This is a genomic window from Arthrobacter sp. 05N33_2 (assembly GCF_056397425.1).
Genome location: NZ_JBFTNJ010000014.1, coordinates 38137 through 59316 on the forward strand (window position 1 = coordinate 38137; position 21180 = coordinate 59316).

General features: G+C 68.3%; 17 protein-coding genes. 6 read left to right on the plus strand and 11 right to left on the minus strand.

Annotated features, from left to right (window positions below; all coding sequences use genetic code 11):
• Position 1: 1 nt before the first annotated feature.
• On the plus strand, positions 2-430 hold the full coding sequence (locus tag AC1DHX_RS09365; RefSeq protein WP_223913705.1) for a hypothetical protein: 429 nt from the start codon (positions 2-4) through the stop codon (positions 428-430).
• Between the two features lie 143 nt (positions 431-573).
• Here AC1DHX_RS09365 and AC1DHX_RS09370 read toward each other — a convergent pair whose 3' ends face one another.
• The 4 genes from AC1DHX_RS09370 to AC1DHX_RS09385 form a co-directional block, all read right to left on the minus strand.
• Complete coding sequence (locus AC1DHX_RS09370; RefSeq protein WP_476859334.1) at positions 574-1395, minus strand: endonuclease domain-containing protein; 822 nt, start codon at positions 1393-1395, stop codon at positions 574-576.
• 500 nt (positions 1396-1895) lie between these two features.
• Entirely contained in the window at positions 1896-2996 is a 1101-nt protein-coding gene (locus AC1DHX_RS09375) for a polyprenyl synthetase family protein (protein WP_230007829.1), read from the minus strand.
• A 9-nt stretch (positions 2997-3005) separates the two neighbouring features.
• A complete protein-coding gene (locus AC1DHX_RS09380) occupies positions 3006-4385 on the minus strand; it encodes a geranylgeranyl reductase family protein (protein WP_476859333.1) in 1380 nt (459 codons plus the stop codon).
• A 12-nt stretch (positions 4386-4397) separates the two neighbouring features.
• On the minus strand, positions 4398-5189 hold the full coding sequence (locus AC1DHX_RS09385) for a demethylmenaquinone methyltransferase (protein ID WP_476899981.1): 792 nt from the start codon (positions 5187-5189) through the stop codon (positions 4398-4400).
• Positions 5190-5342: 153 nt separating this feature from the next.
• Between AC1DHX_RS09385 and AC1DHX_RS09390 the strand changes: the two genes are divergently transcribed.
• The 4 genes from AC1DHX_RS09390 to AC1DHX_RS09405 all read left to right on the plus strand — a co-directional run bounded on the left by AC1DHX_RS09390 (position 5343) and on the right by AC1DHX_RS09405 (position 9751).
• Positions 5343-6749, plus strand: a complete 1407-nt coding sequence (locus AC1DHX_RS09390) for an isochorismate synthase (RefSeq protein ID WP_476859331.1) — start codon at positions 5343-5345, stop codon at positions 6747-6749.
• A gap of 268 nt (positions 6750-7017) precedes the next feature.
• On the plus strand, positions 7018-7971 hold the full coding sequence (locus AC1DHX_RS09395) for an ABC transporter substrate-binding protein (protein ID WP_476851223.1): 954 nt from the start codon (positions 7018-7020) through the stop codon (positions 7969-7971).
• Between the two features lie 35 nt (positions 7972-8006).
• The gene (locus AC1DHX_RS09400; RefSeq protein ID WP_476899982.1) at positions 8007-8978 is read left to right on the plus strand and encodes an amino acid ABC transporter permease; all 972 of its coding nucleotides are present in this window, start codon (positions 8007-8009) and stop codon (positions 8976-8978) included.
• Entirely contained in the window at positions 8975-9751 is a 777-nt protein-coding gene (locus AC1DHX_RS09405; RefSeq protein WP_028276658.1) for an amino acid ABC transporter ATP-binding protein, read from the plus strand. The genes AC1DHX_RS09400 and AC1DHX_RS09405 overlap by 4 nt, the downstream gene beginning before the upstream one ends.
• Positions 9752-9832: 81 nt before the next feature.
• Here AC1DHX_RS09405 and menD read toward each other — a convergent pair whose 3' ends face one another.
• The 4 genes from menD to AC1DHX_RS09425 all read right to left on the minus strand — a co-directional run bounded on the left by menD (position 9833) and on the right by AC1DHX_RS09425 (position 16908).
• Positions 9833-11566, minus strand: coding sequence for a 2-succinyl-5-enolpyruvyl-6-hydroxy-3-cyclohexene-1-carboxylic-acid synthase (gene menD / locus AC1DHX_RS09410; RefSeq protein WP_476859330.1), 1734 nt, complete (start codon positions 11564-11566; stop codon positions 9833-9835).
• Positions 11563-13398 carry an arginine--tRNA ligase gene (argS, locus tag AC1DHX_RS09415; RefSeq protein WP_476859329.1) on the minus strand — a complete coding sequence of 612 codons (1836 nt, stop codon included), beginning with the start codon at positions 13396-13398 and terminating at the stop codon, positions 11563-11565. The genes menD and argS overlap by 4 nt, the downstream gene beginning before the upstream one ends.
• A 217-nt stretch (positions 13399-13615) precedes the next feature.
• Complete coding sequence (locus AC1DHX_RS09420; RefSeq protein ID WP_476899983.1) at positions 13616-15712, minus strand: PhoX family protein; 2097 nt, start codon at positions 15710-15712, stop codon at positions 13616-13618.
• Positions 15713-15870: 158 nt separating this feature from the next.
• Positions 15871-16908, minus strand: a complete 1038-nt coding sequence (locus AC1DHX_RS09425; RefSeq protein WP_476899984.1) for an o-succinylbenzoate synthase — start codon at positions 16906-16908, stop codon at positions 15871-15873.
• A gap of 358 nt (positions 16909-17266) precedes the next feature.
• Here AC1DHX_RS09425 and AC1DHX_RS09430 point away from each other — a divergent pair, with 358 nt between their 5' ends.
• Positions 17267-18370, plus strand: a complete 1104-nt coding sequence (locus tag AC1DHX_RS09430) for a phosphatase PAP2 family protein (RefSeq protein WP_476899985.1) — start codon at positions 17267-17269, stop codon at positions 18368-18370.
• 60 nt (positions 18371-18430) lie between these two features.
• On the opposite strand, the gene AC1DHX_RS09435 is transcribed toward AC1DHX_RS09430, so the two are convergent.
• From AC1DHX_RS09435 to AC1DHX_RS09445, 3 genes are all read right to left on the minus strand, one after another.
• Positions 18431-18937: a hypothetical protein gene (locus AC1DHX_RS09435; RefSeq protein ID WP_476859325.1), complete on the minus strand. Its 507-nt coding sequence runs from the start codon at positions 18935-18937 to the stop codon at positions 18431-18433.
• 228 nt (positions 18938-19165) lie between these two features.
• Positions 19166-20380, minus strand: coding sequence for an MFS transporter (locus AC1DHX_RS09440; protein WP_476859324.1), 1215 nt, complete (start codon positions 20378-20380; stop codon positions 19166-19168).
• A gap of 38 nt (positions 20381-20418) precedes the next feature.
• Positions 20419-21156, minus strand: coding sequence for a GAF and ANTAR domain-containing protein (locus AC1DHX_RS09445; RefSeq protein WP_476859323.1), 738 nt, complete (start codon positions 21154-21156; stop codon positions 20419-20421).
• Between the last annotated feature and the right edge of the window lie 24 nt (positions 21157-21180).

Here is a 21180-nt window from a genome sequence, read left to right on the forward strand (position 1 = left end):
CATGACTGACATGTTCCTCGAGAAATTCCGCGCGCTTGTCCCGAAGTATCTCGAAGAYGAATGGCAGGAAGAAGATGGCCTCCCGGCCGACGAACTCGACGCCGCCCTGGCCGAACACCAGTTCCAGGTCCCGATGGTCCTGCGCGAGTTCTACCTGGCAGTCGGCGGCTGCGAGGACATCATGGAGGCCTACCACTACTTCTGGGACCCCGAAGAGCTCGAAGTCGATGACGAGGGCTTCCTCATGTTCCTCGAGGACGAGGAAGAGCAGTTCACCTGGGGCTTCCGCGTCGGGGACCTCAGCATCCCGGATCCCATCGTGTACCGCCGCAACAACGCCCGCGGCCAGTGGAAGAGCGAGGAAGGGACCTTCTCCGAGTTCGTCTTCGACATGTTCGAGTGGGCCTTCAACGACGAGGACGAAGACTAGGCTCCACGGCCCTCTCCTCCCATCTCCGGCCGGCCTCTCCCCTCCTGCGGCCGCCGACTCTCCCCTTGTTTGGCGTCCCCCACCGGCGTGTCCGGAGGAACCGCCGGCATTCTGCGGCAACGGGATTCCATACGTGGGGAAATTCAGCGGATGACCCTGCCGCGCAGCACCTGCCACACCTCGTCGATCACCTTCTGCGGGTTGTAAACGACGTCGTGATATCCGTACCGGAGGACGGCGTAGCCGGTCAGGATGCTGGCGTTGTTCCGGCCCCGGTCCTTCTTGACCTGCGCGCGCTCAAGATGGGTGCTCCCGTCGATCTCCACGATCAGGAATCCTTCAAGCAGGAAGTCCACGACGCCGATCCCCGGCAGGTGCACCTGCGTCTGGGTGTAGATTCCCTGGCTCCTGAAGAGCAGCCTGGCAACGACCTCGATCGCCGAATCCGCCGTGCCGTCAACCAGCTCCAGGACCGCGCGGGCGGCCCCGTTCCGGTTTCCCGGCAGCCGCTGGCGCAGATAGTCCAGCGAGGTGCGGCCCTGCAGCAAGGCACTTTCCACCATGACCGCCGCATCCACCGGGGGCAGGCAGCGCAGCGCGTGGAGCAGAGCGTCGGTGAGTCCGGCCACGGGGCGCGGGTATTCCGGTGGGACCAGGCTGCCGCGGTGGATGACCATTCCGGGCGCTGAGCCGTGCGCGCACAGCAGGTGCAGCCGTGCGGGCTCGTGGAGGCGCCATATGCCGTGGAACGCCGCGGCGGAGGCGCAGGTGAGCATGCCGTTCGCGAGCACGGCGGCCTCGAAGTCCGCCCGCGCCCCGGGCAGCGCCACCACCCCATGGCGGAGGCGGCGAATTTCCCCCGCAGCCACGGCAGCGCGGATCCTGTTCGACGTAAAACCTGCCTGCAGCAGCGTGGACGTGCGGGCAACCGAGCCGGCGTATTCCAGATAAACCTTAACGTCCATGGGGCAAGCACACACGCGGCATGACAGCCCCGGGGGCCACAACATCGGTTATGTGGACAACTCGCACCATCCGCGCCGCTGGTATTCCCCGCTTTTGACCATGTCCGACGGCGTGTCCCGCCCGCGGCCGGCGTGTCCCGAAGCTGTCCGGCCAAAGGTGGGGAAACTCAGCGCGACAACGTCCGGCAATGAATCGAAATCTTATGACAAGAAATTTACAGATAAGTCTGGACGCTATGACATAACTGTCATAGAGTTGTTTCTGGGTTCACCAAATGCCTCCGGTGGATCTGATGCGAACGGAGAAATGGCCCCGGTTCGGCACAACGGAAGACTCGGACGTTGTGAGGAACCGGGGCCATTCCGTTTAAGCCGGAAGCCAGGTTAATCGTCAGGCTGCACCCAGCCGGAAGAACCGGCCGGGGAGCGACTCCGGCCCAGCTGTACCGCCGGGCCCGGCCTAGCTGGTGTGGCCGGAGGTGGGCCCAGCGGCCGGGGACCTAGCTGCTGCGGTCCACTACGGCGTGGGCGAAGCTGGTCAGCGAGGCCTTTACGACGCCTTCGGGCAGCGGGGCAAGGGCGGCAATGGCCTCATCGGCCCAGGTGCGTGCCACCACCCAGGACTGTGCAGTGACGGGGTGCTCCCGGAGTCCGGCCACGGCGGCGGCCAGGGCCTCATCCGAGCTGAGGTCACCGTCTATCAGCGTCAGCAGTTCGACGGCGGCCTGGTCGCCGTCGCGGGCCGCGTTGCGCAGCAGCAGCACGGGCAGGGTGGGCACGCCTTCGCGCAGGTCGGTTCCCGGCGACTTGCCGGACTTGACCTTGATCCCGGTGACGTCGATGACGTCGTCGGCGAGCTGGAAGGCAACGCCCACCTTCTCGCCGTACTCGACCAGGATCGGCTCGTAGGCTTCGTCGGCGCCGGAGAAGATTGCACCCAGCTGCCCGGAGGCGGCCACGAGCGAGCCGGTTTTGTCCGCGATGACGGAGAGGTAGTGCGCCAAGGGGTCCTCGTCCGGGCGCGGTCCCACGGTCTCGTGCAGCTGGCCCAGGCAGAGCCGTTCAAAGGTGCGGGCCTGGATGCCAAGCGCCCGGGACCCGAGCTCCGAGACCAGGATGGAGGCGCGCGCAAAGATCAGGTCGCCGGTCAGGACCGCGACGGAGTTGCCCCAGACCTCGTGGGCCGTCGGCGCCCCCCGGCGGAACGGCGCGGAGTCCATGACGTCGTCGTGGTAGAGGGTGGCGAGGTGCGTCAGCTCGACGACGACGGCGGCCTGCACCACTGCGGGCAGGGAGGCGTCGCCAAGGTGGGCGCACAGCAGGGTCAGCAGCGGGCGGATCCGCTTGCCGCCGGCTTCCACGAGGTGGCGCGACGTTGCGTCAGCCAGGGGATCGGAGTTGGCAATGGCTTCGCGCAGCTTCTTCTCGACGCGCGCCAGGTTGGTGGTGAGCGCCGGGCCGAGCTCGGCGTCGCCCGCGATGGCCGAGAAGCCTGCCGGCAGTTGGAGGCCGGTGGCGATCGCGGTGGTGTTGAGGCTGGGTTCAGCGCTCGGCAGGCCGTGTCCGGCGTGCGTCCAGCTTTGGTCTGCAGAGTTGGTCACGGGTTAACCCTAACTTTTTGTTGCGGAAACCGCGGAGTTGGCGCCGGAGTGCGGAACGCTGTCCGTGGTGGACGCGGCCTTGTTGGACGTTGCCTGATTGGACGTGGCGGGAACCAGGGATTCCAGGACCCGGATGACCCGGTCCTCGAAGCCCTTGGCGGCGGGATCGGTAAGGTTGGCCAGCATCCGCACCACGAAACGCATGAGCACGGGGACAGGCATACCGGTCCGGAGGGCCAGTTTCATGACGGCCGGCTTGCCGATCAGGGCGGCGAACGCCCGTCCCAGTGTGAAGTGTGAGCCCCACTGCTGGCGCACGTAGTCGGCGTACCGGGCAAGGTGCGCGTCGGCGGCCCTGGAAGCCTCCGTCCCGGTCCCCCAGCCGGCGGACGCCGACCGGGCAGCCGCGTCGGCGATGAATTCGGCCGCGAAGCGGGCGGACTCCATGGCGTAGGAGATGCCCTCGCCGTTGAACGGGGAGACCATGCCGCCGGCGTCGCCGAGGAGCAGCAGCCCCGGAGAATAGTGCGGAGTGCGGTTGAAGCCCATGGGCAGCGCGGCGCCACGGATTTCGCCCACCTGGTTGTCCGGGGTGAAGCCCCAGTCGGCGGGCATGCCGGCGGTCCATTCGCGCAGCACCTGCTTGTAGTCCAGCTTGCCGAAGTCCTTCGAAGAGTTCAGGATGCCCAGGCCCACGTTGGAGGTGCCGTCGCCGACGCCGAACACCCAGCCGTAGCCGGGCAGGAGTTTGCCGTCGCGGCCGGGAAGCTCGAGCCAGCCTTCCATCCAGTCGTCGTCGTGCCGCGGCGAGGTGAAGTAGGTCCGCACGGCCACGCCGAGCGGCCGGTCGTCGCGCTTGCCGATGCCCAGGGAGACGGCGGTGCGCGTCGAGTTCCCGTCGGCGGCGAGGACGACGTCGGCGCTGAAGTCGCGCGTCTCGCCGGTCCTGCGCCCGGAGTTGTCCAGCAGCGCTGCGCGCACGCCGGTGACCCGGCCATCCTCGGAGCGCAGCGCCTCGGTGACGCTGTGGCGTTCCAGCACGACGGCGCCCGCGGACTGGGCATGCCGGGCGAGCTGTTCGTCGAAGCCGAGCCGGGTCCGGATCAGCCCGTACTGCGGGAAGTCGGCAACCTCCGGCCAGGGCAGTTCGATCGTGCGGCCGCCGGCGATCAGGCGCAGGCCCTTGTTCCGCCGCCAGCCGTCGGCTTCGGGGTGGGCGAGTCCCAGCTTCTGGATCTCGCGGACCGCGCGCGGGGTGAGTCCGTCGCCGCAGACTTTCTCGCGGGGAAAGCTGGTTTTCTCCAGCACCGTGACGTCAATGCCGGCTTTGGCAAGGTAGTAGGCGGCGGTGGATCCGGCCGGGCCCGCCCCGACGATCAGTACATTCACAGCAGGGATCGGCTACCGGCCGGGCCGGGTGATGTTGCGGCGCAGCTTGGCCACGGGTCCGGTGTGGGCGGCCAGCGCCGCAGCGCCTGCGGCAGGGCCGGTTGAGGGGTCTGCCGGTTTCTGGGCCCGGTGCACGGCGACGATGCCGCCGCTGAGGTTGCGGTAGGTGACGGATTCCCAGCCGGCCTCCTGCAGCCAGGCCGCAAGGTGGTCCTGGTCCGGCCAGGCGCGGATGGACTCGGCGAGGTAGACGTAGGCGTCGGGGTTGGAAGAGGCCTTGACGGCGATGGCCGGCAGGGCCCGCATGAGGTATTCGGTGTACATGGTGCGCCACAGCGGCACCACGGGCTGGGAGAACTCCGCAATGACCAGCCGGCCGCCGGTCTTGGTGACCCGCAGCATCTCGGCCAGGGCCTTCTTCGGCTCGTTGACGTTGCGCAGGCCAAAGGAGATCGTGCTGGCGTCGAAGGTGTTGTCCGCGAACGGCAGGCGGGTGGCATCCCCGGCGATGAAGTYGATGTCAGGGCGGCGGCGCTTGCCGACCTTGAGCATGCCGAGGGAGAAATCGCAGGCGATGACGTTGATGCCCGCGTCGGCGTACGGCTCGCTGGAGGTGCCGGTGCCGGCGGCGAGGTCCAGGACGTGCTGGCCGGCCGATACGCCCATGGCCTCCACCACCACCTTGCGCCAACGCCGCGTCTGCCCCAAGGACAGGACATCGTTGACGACGTCGTATTTGGGGGCGACGTCGTCAAACATCGTGGCTACTTCGTCCGGACGCTTATCCAAGGATGCTCGGTTCACCCTGACATTGTCTCAAATGATCGGCGCTCCCACGAACGGGCCGCCAATTGACGCGGCTTTCACCTGCGGCAACGGCCGCGGCGGCCCCGCACAGGCCCGGCCGGCCCGTGTATATCCACCCAATGGGCGATCACGGGCTAGTGTTATGCCATCATGACGAGCACGTTCCGCACCTTGACAGTCCCCCTCGATGCCGAAACTTTCCCCGGGGGCCTGCCGTCGTTTCTGGTCCGGGACGATGTCCTCTGCTGGACCCGCCGCGAGGCCGGTCTCGTGGGCTTCGGCGAGATAGCCCGTTTCACCGCCACCGGACCCGAGCGGTTCCTGGAAGCGGACATCTGGTGGCGCCACCAGGTCCTGGAGGCAGACATCCAGGACAGTGTGGGCTGCCCCGGCACCGGCCCGGTCGCCTTCGGCTCCTTCGCCTTCTCCAAGGCCTCCGCCCATGAGTCCCGGCTGCTGGTCCCGGAAATCGTCGTCGGGCTCCGTGACGGCCAGGCCTGGCTGACCCAGCTCACGTTCGACGACGGCGACCTCACCGAAGCCGGTGCCCGCGCCGCCCTGGACCGCTGGCTTCACAGCACCAGCGCCAATCCCGGCTCAAATCCCCGAGCCAGCGCCAATCCCGGGACCAGCGTGACCGTGGTGGATGACCGGGTGCCGGCACCCGCGCAGGCCGGTGGCGCCGTCGTACGTCCTTTGCCATTGGCCGCAGGGGCAACGTTGCACACCGGCTCGCTCAGCGAGGAAGACTGGATGGCCGCCGTTGCCGCCGGCGTCGCGGAGATCCGGACCGGCGCCCTGGAAAAGCTGGTGCTGGCGCGGGACGTCGTGGCCACCGTCCCCACCGGCGTCAAGGCCGCCGAGGTGCTGCGCGAACTGTCGGCCCGGTACCGCGAATGCTGGACGTACGGGGTGGACGGGCTGGTGGGGGCCACTCCGGAAATGCTGATCCAGGTGGAGGGCCGCACCGCGCAGGCGCGCGTCCTGGCCGGCACCCTGGACCGCCGCGACGCCGATGGCATGGCGGGCTCGCCGCTGGAATTCGCCGAACGGGTGCTGGCCGGCTCCGAGAAGCAACGGCACGAACACGACATCGCAATCCAGTCCCTGACCACGCAGCTGGCCCCGTTTTCCGAGGCCATGAACGCGCACAGCGAGCCCTTCATCCTCGAACTGCCCAATGTGTGGCATCTGGCCTCGGACGTCAAGGCTGAGCTGGCTGAGGTGGAAGGCCACGTCCCCACGTGCCTGGCCCTGATCAACGCGCTGCATCCGACCGCCGCCGTCTGCGGTACCCCCACCACCGTGGCCGGGGCGCTCATCCGCAAGCTCGAGCACCTGGACCGCGGCCCGTACGCCGGGCCGGTCGGCTGGCTCGACGCGGCCGGCAACGGCGAGTGGGGCATCGCCCTGCGTGGCGCCGTCATCGAATCCCCGCACACGGTCCGGCTCTATGCGGGCTGCGGCGTGGTGGACGGCTCGGTTCCCGAGACTGAGCTCGCCGAGACGTGGGCGAAGTTCCGGCCGATGCTGGAGTCGCTCGGCATCAGCAACTAGTGTGCGGGGCTCGCGAGGCCCAAGATGCGGGTGGGGCCCGTGACGCCGGCCGGGCCGGCGAATCGGCCGTCGGACTTGCACCGCAGGAACTGGCGAAACGGACAGGAATCCGGGATCACAGACAGATCGGGCATTAAAGATATTGCATTCGGGTCTGGTTTAGTTATCCAATAGTGAAACTTAGTTTTCTGTGACGTACATCTCTTGTTCGGCGATACACTATAAATCGGCCTCGTTACGCATCCCTCCGGCAACAAAAGGTAAGAAAATGCAGATCTCCCCTTCGCTCCTGAGCAACCCCGCAATGAAGGTCGCCACGGTGCTCGCCGTCGGCGCATTGGCCTTGACGGCCTGCACGAACGCCTCCGAGACCGGCCCCTCCGGCGCGGCTTCCGCTTCGGGCAGCGCCGCGGCCAGCTTTGACCCCAGCACGGTCCAGAAGGACGACGCCCTGGCGGCCATGTTGCCCGAGTCGATCAAGTCAAAGGGCACCCTGACCGTGGGCTCGGATACCTCCTACGCYCCCGCGGAATTCCTCGGCACCGACGGCCAGACCCCCGTGGGCTACGACGTCGACATCGCCAAGGCGATCGGCGCGGCGCTGGGCCTGAAGGTCCAGGTCCAGACGGCCGAATTCACCGGCATCCTTCCGGCTCTCGGCCCGAAGTACGACCTCGGGGTCTCTTCCTTCACGATCAACCCGGAGCGGCTTGCCGCGGTGAACATGGTCAGCTACTACCAGGCAGGTACCGGCTGGGCCGTTCAGAAGGGCAACCCCAAGAAGATCTCCCTCGATGACCTCTGCGGCAAGTCCATCGGCGTGCAGACCGGCACCATCCAGGAAGATCCGGACCTCTCGGACCGCAACAAGAAGTGCACCGCCGAGGGCAAGCAGCCCATTAACATCGTGACCCTCAAGACCCAGACGGACATCACCACCCGACTGGTCAACGGCAGCATCGATGCCATGGCCGCCGACTCCCCCATCATCGGCTACGCACTGACCCAGACCAACGGCCAGCTCGAGAAGCTCGGCGAAGTCTACGATTCTGCTCCCCAGGGCATCGCCGTCGCCAAGTCGGACACGGCCCTGGCGGACGTCGTCCAGAAGACCATGACCAAACTGATGGAAGACGGTTCCTACAAGAAGATCCTTGAGGGCTGGGGCGTCACCGACGGTGCCATCACCAAGTCCGAGGTCAACCCGGCGGTCGCGTCTTGAGCCTCCCCACAACCGGATCCGCAGCAGGGGCAGAGATGGACAGCCATCAGGACCCTCACGCCGCACCGGTACTGAACAATGCAGTACCGGTTCGGCACCCCGGCCGCTGGATCAGCGCCATCATCATCGTCGGCTTCCTGCTTGCCTTCCTGCAGAGCCTGTTCACGAACCCCAACTTCCGCTGGGACGTCGTCGGCACCTACATCCTGGACACCAAGGTGGTCCAGGGCGTCGTCTGGACCCTGTTCCTGACATTTGCGTCCATGGTCCTGGCCATCGTCCTGGCCATCCTCCTGGCGTTCATGCGGCAGTCCGACAACCCGGTGTTCCGCTGGTCCAGCTGGACCTGGGTCTGGTTCTTCCGCGGCACCCCGRTCTACACCCAGCTGCTGTTCTGGGGGCTCGCCACGGTTCTCTATCCGACGATCGTCCTCGGCATCCCGTTTGGTCCTGCAACCTTCACCTGGGTGACCTCGGACCCCACCCACGGCCTGATCCCGGCCATCCTGGGCCTGGGCCTGAATGAGTCCGCGTATCTCGCAGAGATTTTCCGGGCCGGCCTGAAGTCCGTGGACCAGGGCCAAAGTGAGGCTGCCGAGGCCCTGGGCATGACGAAGGGCAAGATCATGCGGCGGATCATCCTGCCGCAGGCCATGCGCGTCATCGTGCCGCCCACCGGCAACGAGACAATCGGCATGCTGAAGACCACGTCGCTGGTCCTGGCGGTGCCGTTCACACTGGACCTGACCTTCGCGACCAACGCCCTGGCCAACCGGATTTACCTTCCCATTCCGCTCCTGATTGTCGCCGCCTTCTGGTACCTCGTCATCACCAGCATCCTGATGGTGGGCCAGCACTTCATTGAGGCGCACTACGGCAAGGGCGTGGACAACCGGGTTCCGGCAGCGATCAACCCCGCCGCCGCCAAGGCGTCCGCAGCCGTGGCCCCCAGCGCCGGGGCCGAGCCGGACCTCAAGATGGACTTCCCCGAGGAGGAGGCGAAATGACGATCACCACAGAGCAGCCCCTGGTCAAGATCGAGGGCCTTCACAAGTACTACGGCACACACCACGTGCTGCGCGGCATCGACCTGACCGTCAACCAGGGCGAGGTGTCGGTTGTGATCGGCCCGTCCGGTTCCGGCAAGTCCACCATGCTCCGCTGCGTGAACCTGCTCGAGACCATCAGTGCCGGGCGCATTTCCGTGGGCGGCGACCTGATCGGCTACCGCGAGGTCAAGGGCAGGCTCCATGACCTGAAGACCAAGGAAATCGCCGCCCAGCGCCGCGAGATCGGCATGGTCTTCCAGCGCTTCAACCTGTTCCCGCACAAGACCGCGCTGCAGAACATCATGGAAGCCCCGGTCCAGGTCAAGGGCCAGTCAAAGGCCGTCGCCCGCAAACGCGCCCTGGAGCTACTGGACCGGGTGGGGCTCGGCGACCGCGCCGGACACTACCCGTCCCAGCTCTCCGGCGGCCAGCAGCAGCGCGTCGCGATTGCCCGGGCCCTGGCCATGGACCCCGAGCTCATGCTGTTCGATGAGCCCACGTCCGCGCTCGACCCGGAGCTCGTGGGCGATGTCCTGAACGTGATGAAGGACCTCGCCAAGTCGGGCATGACCATGATCGTGGTGACGCACGAGATCGGCTTTGCCCGGGAGGTCGGCGACCGCCTGACCTTCATGGACGGCGGCATCGTCGTGGAGTCGGGCGACCCGCGGGAGGTCCTGGCCAATCCCCAGCACCCCCGCACCAAGGAGTTCCTCAGCCGCGTGCTGTAATTCCGGCATTCCGCACCGATTTAGGGCAGCCGCTACGTGGATCCACGTAGCGGCTGCCCTTTTTCGTAGCGGAAACGGGCGCTACGTCTGCGGGAGGCCCTCCACGGCCGTGGCCACCGCGGCCCGGATGGCGCGGTGCAGTTCCCCGAGCCGGTGCCGGTCCGTGCGCACCTCGATGATGCTGCGGCCCTCCGGCGGGCCGGACAGCGCCTCGGCGAGTTCCGCCGTCGTGCCGACCAGGCGGTGCGGGACGCCGTATGCCGCGGCCAGCGCGGCGAGGACCACCCGCTGCGGGGTGGCGAAGAGGCGTTCGACGGCGTCGCCGTAGCGCCCCGCCGCGGCGACGGCGCCGTGCTCCAGGAGCCCGAAGATGGCACCGCCGGCGTCATTGAGCACCACGATCCGCAGCTGCGGTTCGGCCTCCCCGGCGCCGAGCAGGAGTCCCCCGGCGTCGTGCAGGAACGTCACATCCCCCATGAGTACGGTGGTTTCCTGGCCGCCGCCAAGCGCGATCCCGGTGGCGGTGGACGTGGTGCCGTCGATCCCGGCCAGGCCCCGGTTGGCGAACATTGTGGCCTGGGGTTCCGCGGGCGGCGCCCCGGCGAGGTCGACGTCGCGGATCCCGTTCGAGGAGCCCAGGACCAGCTGCCCGCGGGCATGTTTCCAGACTTCGGCGCCCACCGACGGACCGGTCGCGGCCGGGGATGCGGCCAGGATCAGGTCCACGGCATGCTGCGCCGCGGCTCCTGCCAGCAGCCAGGCATCGAGCCAGGCGGCAGATCCGCGGCCGGCGAAGTCCGCCAGGTCCGCCAGGGTTTCCAGCGGCAGTTCGGTGCGGCGGCCGGGTTCGTACCAGGCCACCGGAACCGGCTGGTACAGGGCCGACGGGACATCGGCCCGCTCCAGCAGCGCGCTCACCGGCCGGGAGAGCGTCGGCCGGCCGAAGAGGACCACGCGTTCGATCGGCTGTGCCGCGTCCGCGCCGAAGTGCTCGATCAGCAGCCGGTAGGGGCCCACCGCGTTGGGGCCGAAGCGGGCGTTGGAAGACGGCTCGGCCAGCAGCGGCAGGCCGTGCGCGCGGGCGAAAGCCTCGGCGACCGGGCCGGCGTCGTGCCCGGCCAGCACCACGGTGCGCCGTTCCGGCAGCGCCGTCGACGCGGCCGGAAAGTCCAGGGCCAGGGGGTTCCGGGCGGCCCGGTAGATGCCGCCTCCGGCGGCCGCGGGCAGCCCGTCGCCCATGGCCGGGACCAGTGGGTCGCGGAAGGCGAGGTTCAGCTGCACCGGCCCGGGCGGGGCGTCCTCGAAAGCTCCGGTGGCGGCACTGAGGGCCGTTTCGACGGCGCGCTGCGGATCGCTGCCCGCGGGCACGTCGACGGCGAAGCGGACGTGGTCGCCAAAGAGGTCCAGCTGCACGGTGGTCTGGTTGGCGCCGGTCCCCCGCAGCTCCTCGGGCCGGTCGGCGGAGATGACCACGAGCGGCACCGCGGCATGGTTGGCCTCCATGACGGCCGGGAGGAGATTGCCGACGGCGGTCCCGGACGTGGTCAGGACGGCGGCGGGCGCACCGGCGGACAGGGCCAGGCCCAGGGCGGTGAAGCCGGCGGACCTTTCGTCGATCCGGACCAGCAGCTCCACCCGTCCGGCGGCTTCGGCCTCGGCCAGGGCGTATGCCATGGGCGCCGAGCGCGATCCCGGGGACACCACCACCTGGCGCACACCGGCGGCGAGCAACGTGCCGACGGCGATGCGCGCAGCCTCCACCGCGGTCAGGCCGCCAGGAGCGGATGAGCCGGCAGCGGAATCCGCCGGACTCACATGTTCTCCGGCGTTTCGATGCCCAGCAGTTCCAGGCCGCCGGAGAGGCGGCGCAGAGCCAGCGCGCACAGGGCCAGCCGCGAGTCCCGGACGGATTCCTCGGCCTTGAGCACAGGGCACTGGTCGTAGAACGTGGTGAAGAGCTGTGCGAGCTCAAAGAGGTAGCCGCAGAGCCGGTGCGGCTCCAGCGCGTCCCGCACCTTGTTCAGCGTTGCGTCGAACTCCAGCAGGTGCAGGGCCAGCGCGCGTTCTGCGGGTTCGACGACGGCGATCGCCGTGGCGGGGCCGCCGGATGCTTCGGCTGCCGGAGTGCCGGCCGCCGGAGTTCCCGCGGCGCCGGCTGACGGCGAGCCGCCGTCGCCGGTGATTTCTTCCAGTACCCCGGCTTTGCGCAGGATGGAGCGGATCCGCGCCGCAGCGTACTGCACGTAGGGTCCGGTGTTGCCGCTGAGGGCGAGCATGCGGTCGAAGTCGAAGACATACTCGGTGTCGTGGCCGGTGGAGAGGTCGGCGTACTTGACGGCACCGATGCCCACCTGGCGGGCGGTCACGGCGCGCTCCGCCTCGCTGAGCTCGGGCCGGCTCGCGTCGATGACGGCGCGGGCACGGTCCACGGCCTCTTCGAGCAGGGCCATGAGCTTCACCGGGGCACCGGAACGGGATTTGAGGATCTTTCCGTCCTCGCCAAGCACGTTGCCGATCTGCACGTGCACGGCCTCGACCGTCTCCGGAAGCCAGCCGGCGTCCCGGGCACTGGCCATGACCATGCGCAGGTGGACGTTCTGCGGGGCGCCCACGACGTAGAGGATCCGGTTGGCCGCCAGGTCGCGGACCCGGTAGCGGATGGTGGCGAGGTCCGTGGTGCCGTAGCCGTAGCCGCCGTCGGACTTGCGGATAATCAGCGGCAGCGGCTGCCCGTCGCGGCCGGTAAATCCTGCGGGGAAGGTGCACAGGGCGCCGTCGCTGATCCGGGCCAGGCCGCGTTCCTCGAGTTCCTGGCACAGCTGTGCCAGATGCGCGTCGTAGGAGCTTTCGCCGGCGATGTGGTCATCGGTAAGGCTGATGCCGAGGGTGGAGTAGATGGCGTTGAAGTAGCGCTTGGACTGGGCGACCAGCCGCTGCCAGACGGCGAAGGTCTCCTGGTCGCCGCCCTGCAGGGCAACGACGCGGAGCCGGGCCCGGGTGGCGAAGCCGTCCTCGTCGGTGGCGGAGGCATCGAACTTGGCCCGGGCGGCCTGGTAGAACGCGCTGGGGTCCTCCACCAGCAGCGCCGCCTCCGGGGAGTCCTCGCCGATCTCCAGCCAGTGTTCGATCAGCATCCCGAACGGGGTGCCCCAGTCACCGATATGGTTCTGCCGGATCACGGTGTCGCCGAGGGCTTCGAGCACCTTGACGAGGCTGTCCCCCACCACGGTGGTGCGCAGGTGGCCGACGTGCATTTCCTTGGCGACATTCGGGGAGGAATAGTCGACGACGACGCGCTGCGGTGTCGCGGCGGGCGTGACGGCCGTGGCCGGGGACGCGGCCTGGACCGACTCTGCATTGAGCAGCTCCTCGATCCAGGTGCCGTCAAAGCTCAGGTTGATGAAGCCGGGCCCGGAGATTTCCACACTGGTGCAGATGCCGTCCAGGTTCAGGGCGTCCACGATCCTGGCGGCGGCGTCCCGCGGCGGCAGGCCGGCCTTTTTGGCCAGGGCCATGGCGGCGTTGATCTGGATGTCGGCGAACTGGGAGGGCCTGACCACCGGATCCGTCTGCCGGAACTCTTCGCCAAACGCGGTGGCAATTGCAGCCTGGACTCTGGGGACAACCAATTCGGCCGGATTATTCACAGTCCCAAATTATCAGTTCGGCAAAAACCCGACGCTCCCTCACGTCCCGCCGCCAAAAACCCGACGCTCCCTCACGTCCCGCCGCAAAAACCCGACGCTCCCTCACGTCCCGCCGCCAAAATAAGGGAAGTGAGGGAGCGTGGGAAGGAAACCTGCCAAACGTGAGGGAGCGTGGCGAGGAAACCTGCCAAACGTGAGGGAGCGTGGCGACAGGAAGCTAGCCGCCGGCGCGGAACACCTGGACCACGGATGGACGCGGGGCGCGCACCTGGCCGGGCTTCGGTGTGGCGCCGGCCGCGACGTAGTCCGGGAAGTACGAGTGCTGTTCGGCGAAGGTGCCTTCCTCGCCCGGGTGCTGAACGGCAACAAAGACGGTTCGCTCCTCGTCGTGGATGACCGGGCCGCAGGTCTCGGCGTCGCGCGGGACGGCGAGGAACTGCTCCACCTTGCCGCGGTCCGCACCGTCCAGGGTCACTTTGAAGAGCCCGTCGGCGTAGCCGATGCTGGAGGGCGCGCCGTCGGTGGAGATCCACAGGTTGCCCACGGAATCGAAGGCCACATTGTCCGGGCAGGACATCGGTGAGACCTGGCTGGCAGGGAACCCGGCGAAGTAGGTGGCGGAGTTCTTGGCCGGATCGCCGCAGACCATCAGCAGGTTCCAGCCAAACGTTGTAGAGCCCTGGTCCCCGGTCTCGGTGATTTCGACGATGTGGCCGTCGCGGTTGAGGGTACGGGGGTTGACCTCGGTGGCACCTTCCTTGCCGGGCTTGCCGCGGTCCGCGTTGTTGGTGCAGACCACGTAGACCTTGCCGGTGTGCGGGCTGGGCTGGACGTCCTCGCAGCGGTCCATCTTGGTGGGGCCCACCTTGTCGGCGGCGAGGCGGGTGTACACCAGTACCTCTTCCACGGACATCCCGGCCACCTTGGACTGTCCGCCCACCACGAGGGGCAGCCAAACACCGGCGCCGTCGAAGGCGCCGTCGGCCGGAAGCTTGCCCGCGCCGTCGAACCCGTCGGCAGGGGAATTGCCGGTGAACTTCGCGACGTACAGGTCGCCTTCTGAGAGCAGCGTGAGGTTGTTCCTGCGGTCCTCCGCCGTCTTTCCGGGCCGGTAGGTGCCGGCCGAAACGAACTTGTACAGGTAGTCGAAGCGCTCGTCGTCGCCCATATAGGCCACCACGTGACCGGACTTGGCGACGATCACGTTGGCGCCCTCGTGCTTGAAGCGGCCCATCGCGGAGTGCTTGCGGGGCGTGGAGGAGGGATCGAAGGGATCCACTTCCACGATCCAGCCGAAGCGGTTGGCCTCGTTCTGATATCCGGGGTTGCGGGTGTCGAAGCGCGGGTCATCGAGTTCCCACTGGCGGGCAGTGGGCTTGCTGGTCAGGCCGTAGCGCTTGTCGGCGTCGGAGGTTCCGGGCGCGGCGAAGTAGCCGTTGAAGTTTTCCTCTCCGGAGAGGATCGTGCCCCACGGGGTGGTGCCGCCGGAGCAGTTGCCCAGGGTGCCCTGGATGGCCCGGCCGGAGGGGTCGGCGGCGGTCTTCAGCAGCGGGGACCCGGCGGCGGGGCCGTCGAGCTCGTAGGTGGTGTCGGTCAGGAAACGGCGGTTCAGCCCGGCGCCCCGGACGTAGCTCCAGGGCTTGTTCTTGTTCGCACGCTCCAACTCGACCACCGTGAGGCCGTGGGCCGCACGGCCGATCGCGCGGGCCTCGGCGGCGTCGAATCCGGCCGGCAGCATGATGGACTCGTTGGTGTATTCATGGTTGGTGAAGAGCACGGCCCGGCGGTCCTTGGAGCCATCGATCGGCAGGATGTCGGTGTAGTCGTTGTTGTAGCCGAACTGGCGGGCCTGCGCCGCAGCGCTCTGGTGGTCCAGGTCGAAGGCCGGCGAGTCGTTGAAGAGCGGGTCGCCCCAGCGGATGACCGGCTGCCAGGTGAACCCGGCCGGGACGGTGAACTGATCCACGGCGGCGTCCACCGGAGCGATGGCGGTGAACTGCAGCTTGGATTTTCCAAACCCGTCCTTGGCCGCAGCGGCGAGGCCCGGGCCGCCGTCGGCCACTGCCGTATCGGCGGACGTCACGGCGTTGCCGAGGACGACGGCGARCGCGCCGGCGGCGCCGAAGCCCAGCGCGGCGCGGCGGGACATGGTGGCGGAGGCGATGTCCCGGAAGTAGCTGTTGGTGCTGGTGTTGCAGACCTCGCCCGAGCAGGCGTTGTCGCACTTCAGCGCGCAGGTGACGGGGCTTCGCTTGCCTTTGGTGTGGCCGAGCATGGGGAGCAGGGAAAATTTGCGTCCGGAGGTGACAGACATGGAGAGACCTTCCATGGGGTGAGTTGCGGTCGCGCCCACCCTTCCAGCCGCTGGCTACCGAGAGGCGTCTGTCAGATGAAGTCCCGGTGAATGCTTCGCCGTGCCGCCGAACCCATCGGTTGCTCCGTAATCGCCGTTTTCGAGGTCCTGAAGGGCCGTTACGGAGCAGTCGATGCGGCCAGTACGGCATGCACCCGCCGCAGCCGGTCCAGCCACCAGTCCCGGCGTTCCGGCGAGGCGGCGTGTTCGGCCAGCAGCTCGGGTGCCGGGCGGACGTCACGCAGGGCGATCGCGCCGTCGTCGGGTACCAGCGGATCGTGAGTGACATCGGCGGCGAGCAGGGACACCGTGCCCAGGCCGCAGGCATACGGCAGCTCGGGCAGGGCGGCGGCCAGGGCCAGTCCGGCCCGGATCCCCACCGAGGTGTCCAGCGCCGAACTCACGACGGCGGGCAGCCCGGCCTGCGCCACGATCCGCAGGGCGCGCCGCACTCCCCCGAGCGGGGCCACCTTGACCACGATCAGGTCCGCGGCGCCGGCCCGCGCCACTTTGAGGGGGTCGTCCTCCTTGCGCACGCTCTCATCCGCGGCGATCAGCACGGGGACGCCGGCGGCCCGGAGCTGCCGCCTGACCTCGGCGAGGCCCTCGATCTCCGGCACGGGCTGTTCGGCATATTCGAGCCCGACGGCGGCGAGCCGGGTCAGTGCCGCAACGGCCTCCGGCACGTCCCAGCCGCCGTTCGCGTCCACCCGGATCACGGCGTCCGGCAGCGCCGCCCGGACGGCCGCCACCCGGGCGGCGTCGTCGTCCAGGCTCTGGCCGCGCTCCGCGACCTTGACTTTGACCGCGTCCACCCGGCCGAAGCGGGCCAGGATCTCGGGCACCCGGTGCGCCGGCACGGCAGGAACCGTAGCGTTGACCGGGATGCTGTCCCGCAGGGGCTCCGGGAACCCGGCCCAGCCGGCCTCGATGGCGGCCGTAAGCCAGCGGGAGGCCTCGGGGTCGCCGTACTCGGGAAAGGGACAGAATTCGCCCCAGCCCAGCGGCCCGCGGAGCAGCAGGGCCTCCCGCTGCAGGATGCCCCGGAATTTCACGCGCATCGGCAGGCTCACAACATGGGCGCCGGCCAGGAGTTCGTCGAGGCCGGGCAGGGGCGCGGCGGGACGTGCCGGGGGGTCCATGRGGAGGGCAGGCATGGAGCCACTGTACTGGGAATGCACTGCGGGGAATGCACTGGGAGGAATGTACTGCGGAGCTTCCCGGTCACCGGTCTGGGGCACGGGGCACGGGAACGCGGCGCCGGGAGCCGGATATGGACCTTGATTGGGCCGGCGTCGACTGGGGGTGAGTCCCTGGTCCAGGAAACTCGTCTCCGCCGGCCCCGCTCAAGGAGCGCCGTGCCGGGGACAAGCCGCGCCGGCACACACCCGACTCTACAAATCCCGGCCCGGCGGCGCACCAGTAGTGAGTACTCGTTTATTGACGGGCACTACCCTCCGCGCCGCGCGCCGGCCCTTCAGCTGGCACGCAGGGTTCTATGGGACTCTTAATGGCATGACTTTTCGGCAGGAACGCACCCCTTGGGACCCGTCTGCCCCGGTCTATGAAACAGAGGCCCAGAAAACCCAGGCCCGGGAGATCCCAGCCCAGGAGGTAATGGTCCAGGAAACACAGGTTGCGGAAACACAAGTCCTCCCGGCGAGTGCGCCCGAGACGCCAGAGCGCAGCACACGGGACCGCACAACACCGGATCCGCAGGCGCGGTGGTCCCCCGGCAAGGCCACCGCAGCCTTGTTCGTGCTGGCCACGGTTGCCTGCATCGCTGCGCTGGCCGTCACCTATGTCTTCTTTGTCCGTACCACCACGGGCCAGTTCATTGACGAATCGGCCCTCGTGGAAGCCGTGGCGCTCAGCGGGACCGCGGGCAAGGCCGCCACCAAGCTGTTGGACTGGCTGCCGGCGCTCTCCGTGGTGATCGCGTCGGTTGTGGTCGTGTTCGTCACCATCCTGCGGCGCCGCTGGTCTGCGGCGGTGATTGCGATTGCGGCGTGTGTGGGCGCCAACCTTGCCACCCAGATCCTGAAGGACTGGCTTCCGGTCCGGCCGTACCGCGGGGTTGAGACGCTGGAACTGAATTCGCTGCCCTCGGGCCACACCACCATGGCGGCCTCGGCCGCCGCCGCCGTGTTCCTCATGGTTTCGCCGCGCTGGCGGCCGCTGGCCGGCTATCTGGGCGGCAGCTTCGCCGTCRCCACGGGCGTGTCCACGCTGATCAACCAGTGGCACCGGCCCGCCGATGTGATGGCGGCCTTCCTGGTGGTCGGGGCTTTCATGATCCCGGCCGGCTGGATGATCATCCGCCGGGGCCCGGGCTGGAACGTCTGGAACGGCTACAACGAACACTGGGCCTCGGCCAGGGTATGGGTGGCGCTTCCCGTCCTCACCGGTCTCGCCGCGGCCGGGGTGGCGGCCGTCGCCTTGCTCAGCATCGGCCCGGGCGGCCAGGAGGTCAGCACCACCAGCTACTTTTGGGCCGGCACGTCCCTGATCGTCATTGCCGGCTACCTCGCAACGGTGGCCGGCGTGTGGCTGTTCGGCTTGGCCGCCCTGCAGCCGGACCCACGACGGCGGGACAGGCCCCTGCACCAGGAACGCTAGCGCGGCGCACGTAGGCCCGGGAAYAACAGCGCGCCCGGGCCTAAGCAGATCCTGCGATAGCTACTTGAGGCGTGCGCAGATGTCCACGGCTTTGCCTGCGCTGGCGTCCACGGATTTCACGTTCACGGTCGCCGGCGAGTCAATGGTGAGCTTTAACTGTCCGGTGTACTGGAAGGCCCCGGCCCCGGGCGCATCTGTCGGAAAGAAGATAAACCCAAAGTGGCCTGCGGCGCTGAACGTCCAAGTTTTTCCGTCCGGATTTTGGGTGAATTTGGCCACTGTTCCGGCCGTGTTTACCCTGTACGTCTTCCCGTTGCTCAAGTTGGTATAGGTCAGTATGACTCCCTTGCCAACCTGAAAGAAGTTGCCGTTCTTGAAGTCAATCCGTGTAATCTTTCCGCCGGTGCCGGAGACGCCCAGATCAAAGCCGCACGCTAGGTCGGCCGGAACAACAAAATCCGGCGGGTTGGGCGGACGTGTGACAGTTGCACCCGCGGGCGAAGCAGCAAATAGCAGAGCCGCTGTTGCGGCCAGGGGCGCGAACCAGCGGGACTGTTTTCCTAACATGAGCATCTCCTCATTTTTTTGCGTCGAAACGCATCACCCATCCGGGCGGAGACCATGCGCTGCAAATAATCACGGGCGGACCCTGACTGCGGCACTCGTGCCGCCCCACGAAGGGCCGGTCTCGATGCACCGGCGCGGTTCCACGACCTTACTGAGCCCACGCAGGCGTCGCCCGAGTAGTCGCTACCTGTTAATCACTGCCTGCTTGGGCGCCGGCGCCCCGGCCGGTCAGTAGTTCCGGCGGTGTTTGAGCCGCGGAATGGTCACGGCGAAGACGGCCGCGGCGGCGAAGCCGATCACACCGGTCGCGGCCACGCCGGCCCCCAGGGACACGGCGGCGGTGACGGCGGAGAGCAACACGGGCCCGCCCGTCGCGCCGGCGTCGGCCATGAAGCGCCAGATGCCCAGGAACTGGCCGCGGCCGTTGTTCGGCGAGAAGTCGGCCCCGAGCGTCATGTTCAGGCCCGAACTGATCCCGTTGCCGAAGCCGATCAGGAGCGCCGCCAGCATGAGCGAGACGAAGCCCGTGCTGAGCGGAATCAGCACCATGGCCGTCCCCATGATCAGTGTGGACGGCACGGCCACCCATTGCCGGCCCTTGCGGTCCATCAGCTTTCCTGCCGGATAGAACACCAGCATGTCGATCGCCCCGGAGATCCCGTAGATCAGCGAGGCCTGGGTGGGGTCCAGGCCCAGGTGATCGGCCCACAGCGGGATGACCACCTGACGCGAGGCGCGCAGCCCGCTCAGCAGCAGCACCCCGGCCCCCACGCTCAGGAAGACGCCGGCGTGGGACACCGCGACGCTGCGCAAGGTGGGCTGTTGCACCGGAAGGCCGTCGGCCGGTTGCGGCTTCGCCTCGAGGTCGGGGATGGTGACCGACACGGCCGCCGCGGCGGCCATCGCCACGACGCCGGCCCAGTAGGCCCCGCTGATGCCGGCAAACTGCATCACGGCGGCGCCAACGAACGGGCCGATGAAGATCCCGATCCGGTTGACGCCGCCGAGGGTGGACAGGGCCCGGGCCCGGAGCATGACCGGCACGGCCTCGGTCAGGTATTTTTGCCGGGCCAGGCTGAATACGCTGGCGGCCATGCCGACCACCACCATCGCCGTCGCCAGCACCCAGAGGCCGCCGGAAAACAGCGGAGCGACCGCCGCCGCGGCGAGGGCGAATGCGCTGGCGGCCGCGGCCCCCACAATCGCCCAGCGTTCCCCGAATTTCAGCGTGATCAGTGACGCCGGCAGGTTGAAGAACCACGATCCGAGGCCGATCAGCGTCACAATCAGCGCGGCCCCGGCCACGGAGGCGCCAAGATCACGGGCGGACAGGGCGACCACGGGCAGGATCGCGCCCTCCCCCAGGCTGAACATGAGGGCCGGCCCGAACGCGGGAACGGCGATGCTGCGGAGGCTGAAGGGCGCGAGGCGTGTGGTGGTCATCCCCTTCATCCTAGGCAYSCGCCGCGGCCGTCCCTGCCCTACGCGTCGAAGTGGGTGCGGACTTCCTCGCTGGTGAGGTGCCGGAGCACGTCCTCGGCGACTTCCCGGAGCTTTTGGTTCCGGTTGCTGGAGACCCTGGTGAGGATGGCCATGGCCTGGTCCTGGGAGCAGCGGTTCTGGGCCATGATCACGCCGCACGCCAGATCAATGGAAGTGCGGTGTTCCATGGCCGCCTGGAGATCTTCGGCCCGGGATTGGAAGGTTCCGAGCCGCACGGCCAGCCGGAGGGCGCGGCCGGCGAGGTCGGCGAATCCGGCCGCCTCCGCAATGATGTCGTCCGTGAACAGCCCGGTGTCCGCCCCGAAGAAGTTCAGGGCCGCGGCGGCGTCGTCGCCGATTTCCAGCGGAACGCCCAGCGTGCTGCGGCAGCCGTTGGCGGCAAGTTGCCGCTGGTAGTCGGGCCAGCGGGGATCGGCGTCGACATCCGCCAGCAGGACCACGGACCTGGTCCGCAGCGCCTCGATGCAGGGGCCTTCGCCGAGGGTCTGTTCAATGCGGTCCAGGGTGACCGCCCGCGGGCTGCTGCCCGCGACCGTCATGGTCCGCTTGCGGCGCTGCAAGGTCACGCCGCAATCAATCTCGGCGCCGGTCGTGCGGCTCAGCGTGGCGGCCGAGAACTCCGCAAGGCGGCCCAGGAAGTCCTCGACGTTGTCGGTCCCCAAAAGCAGGTCCTGGAGGTGGCGGGCGGCGTCGACCCCGAGCGAGTTGTTGGCCATGCTCAAATGTACCGCGGAGGTCGG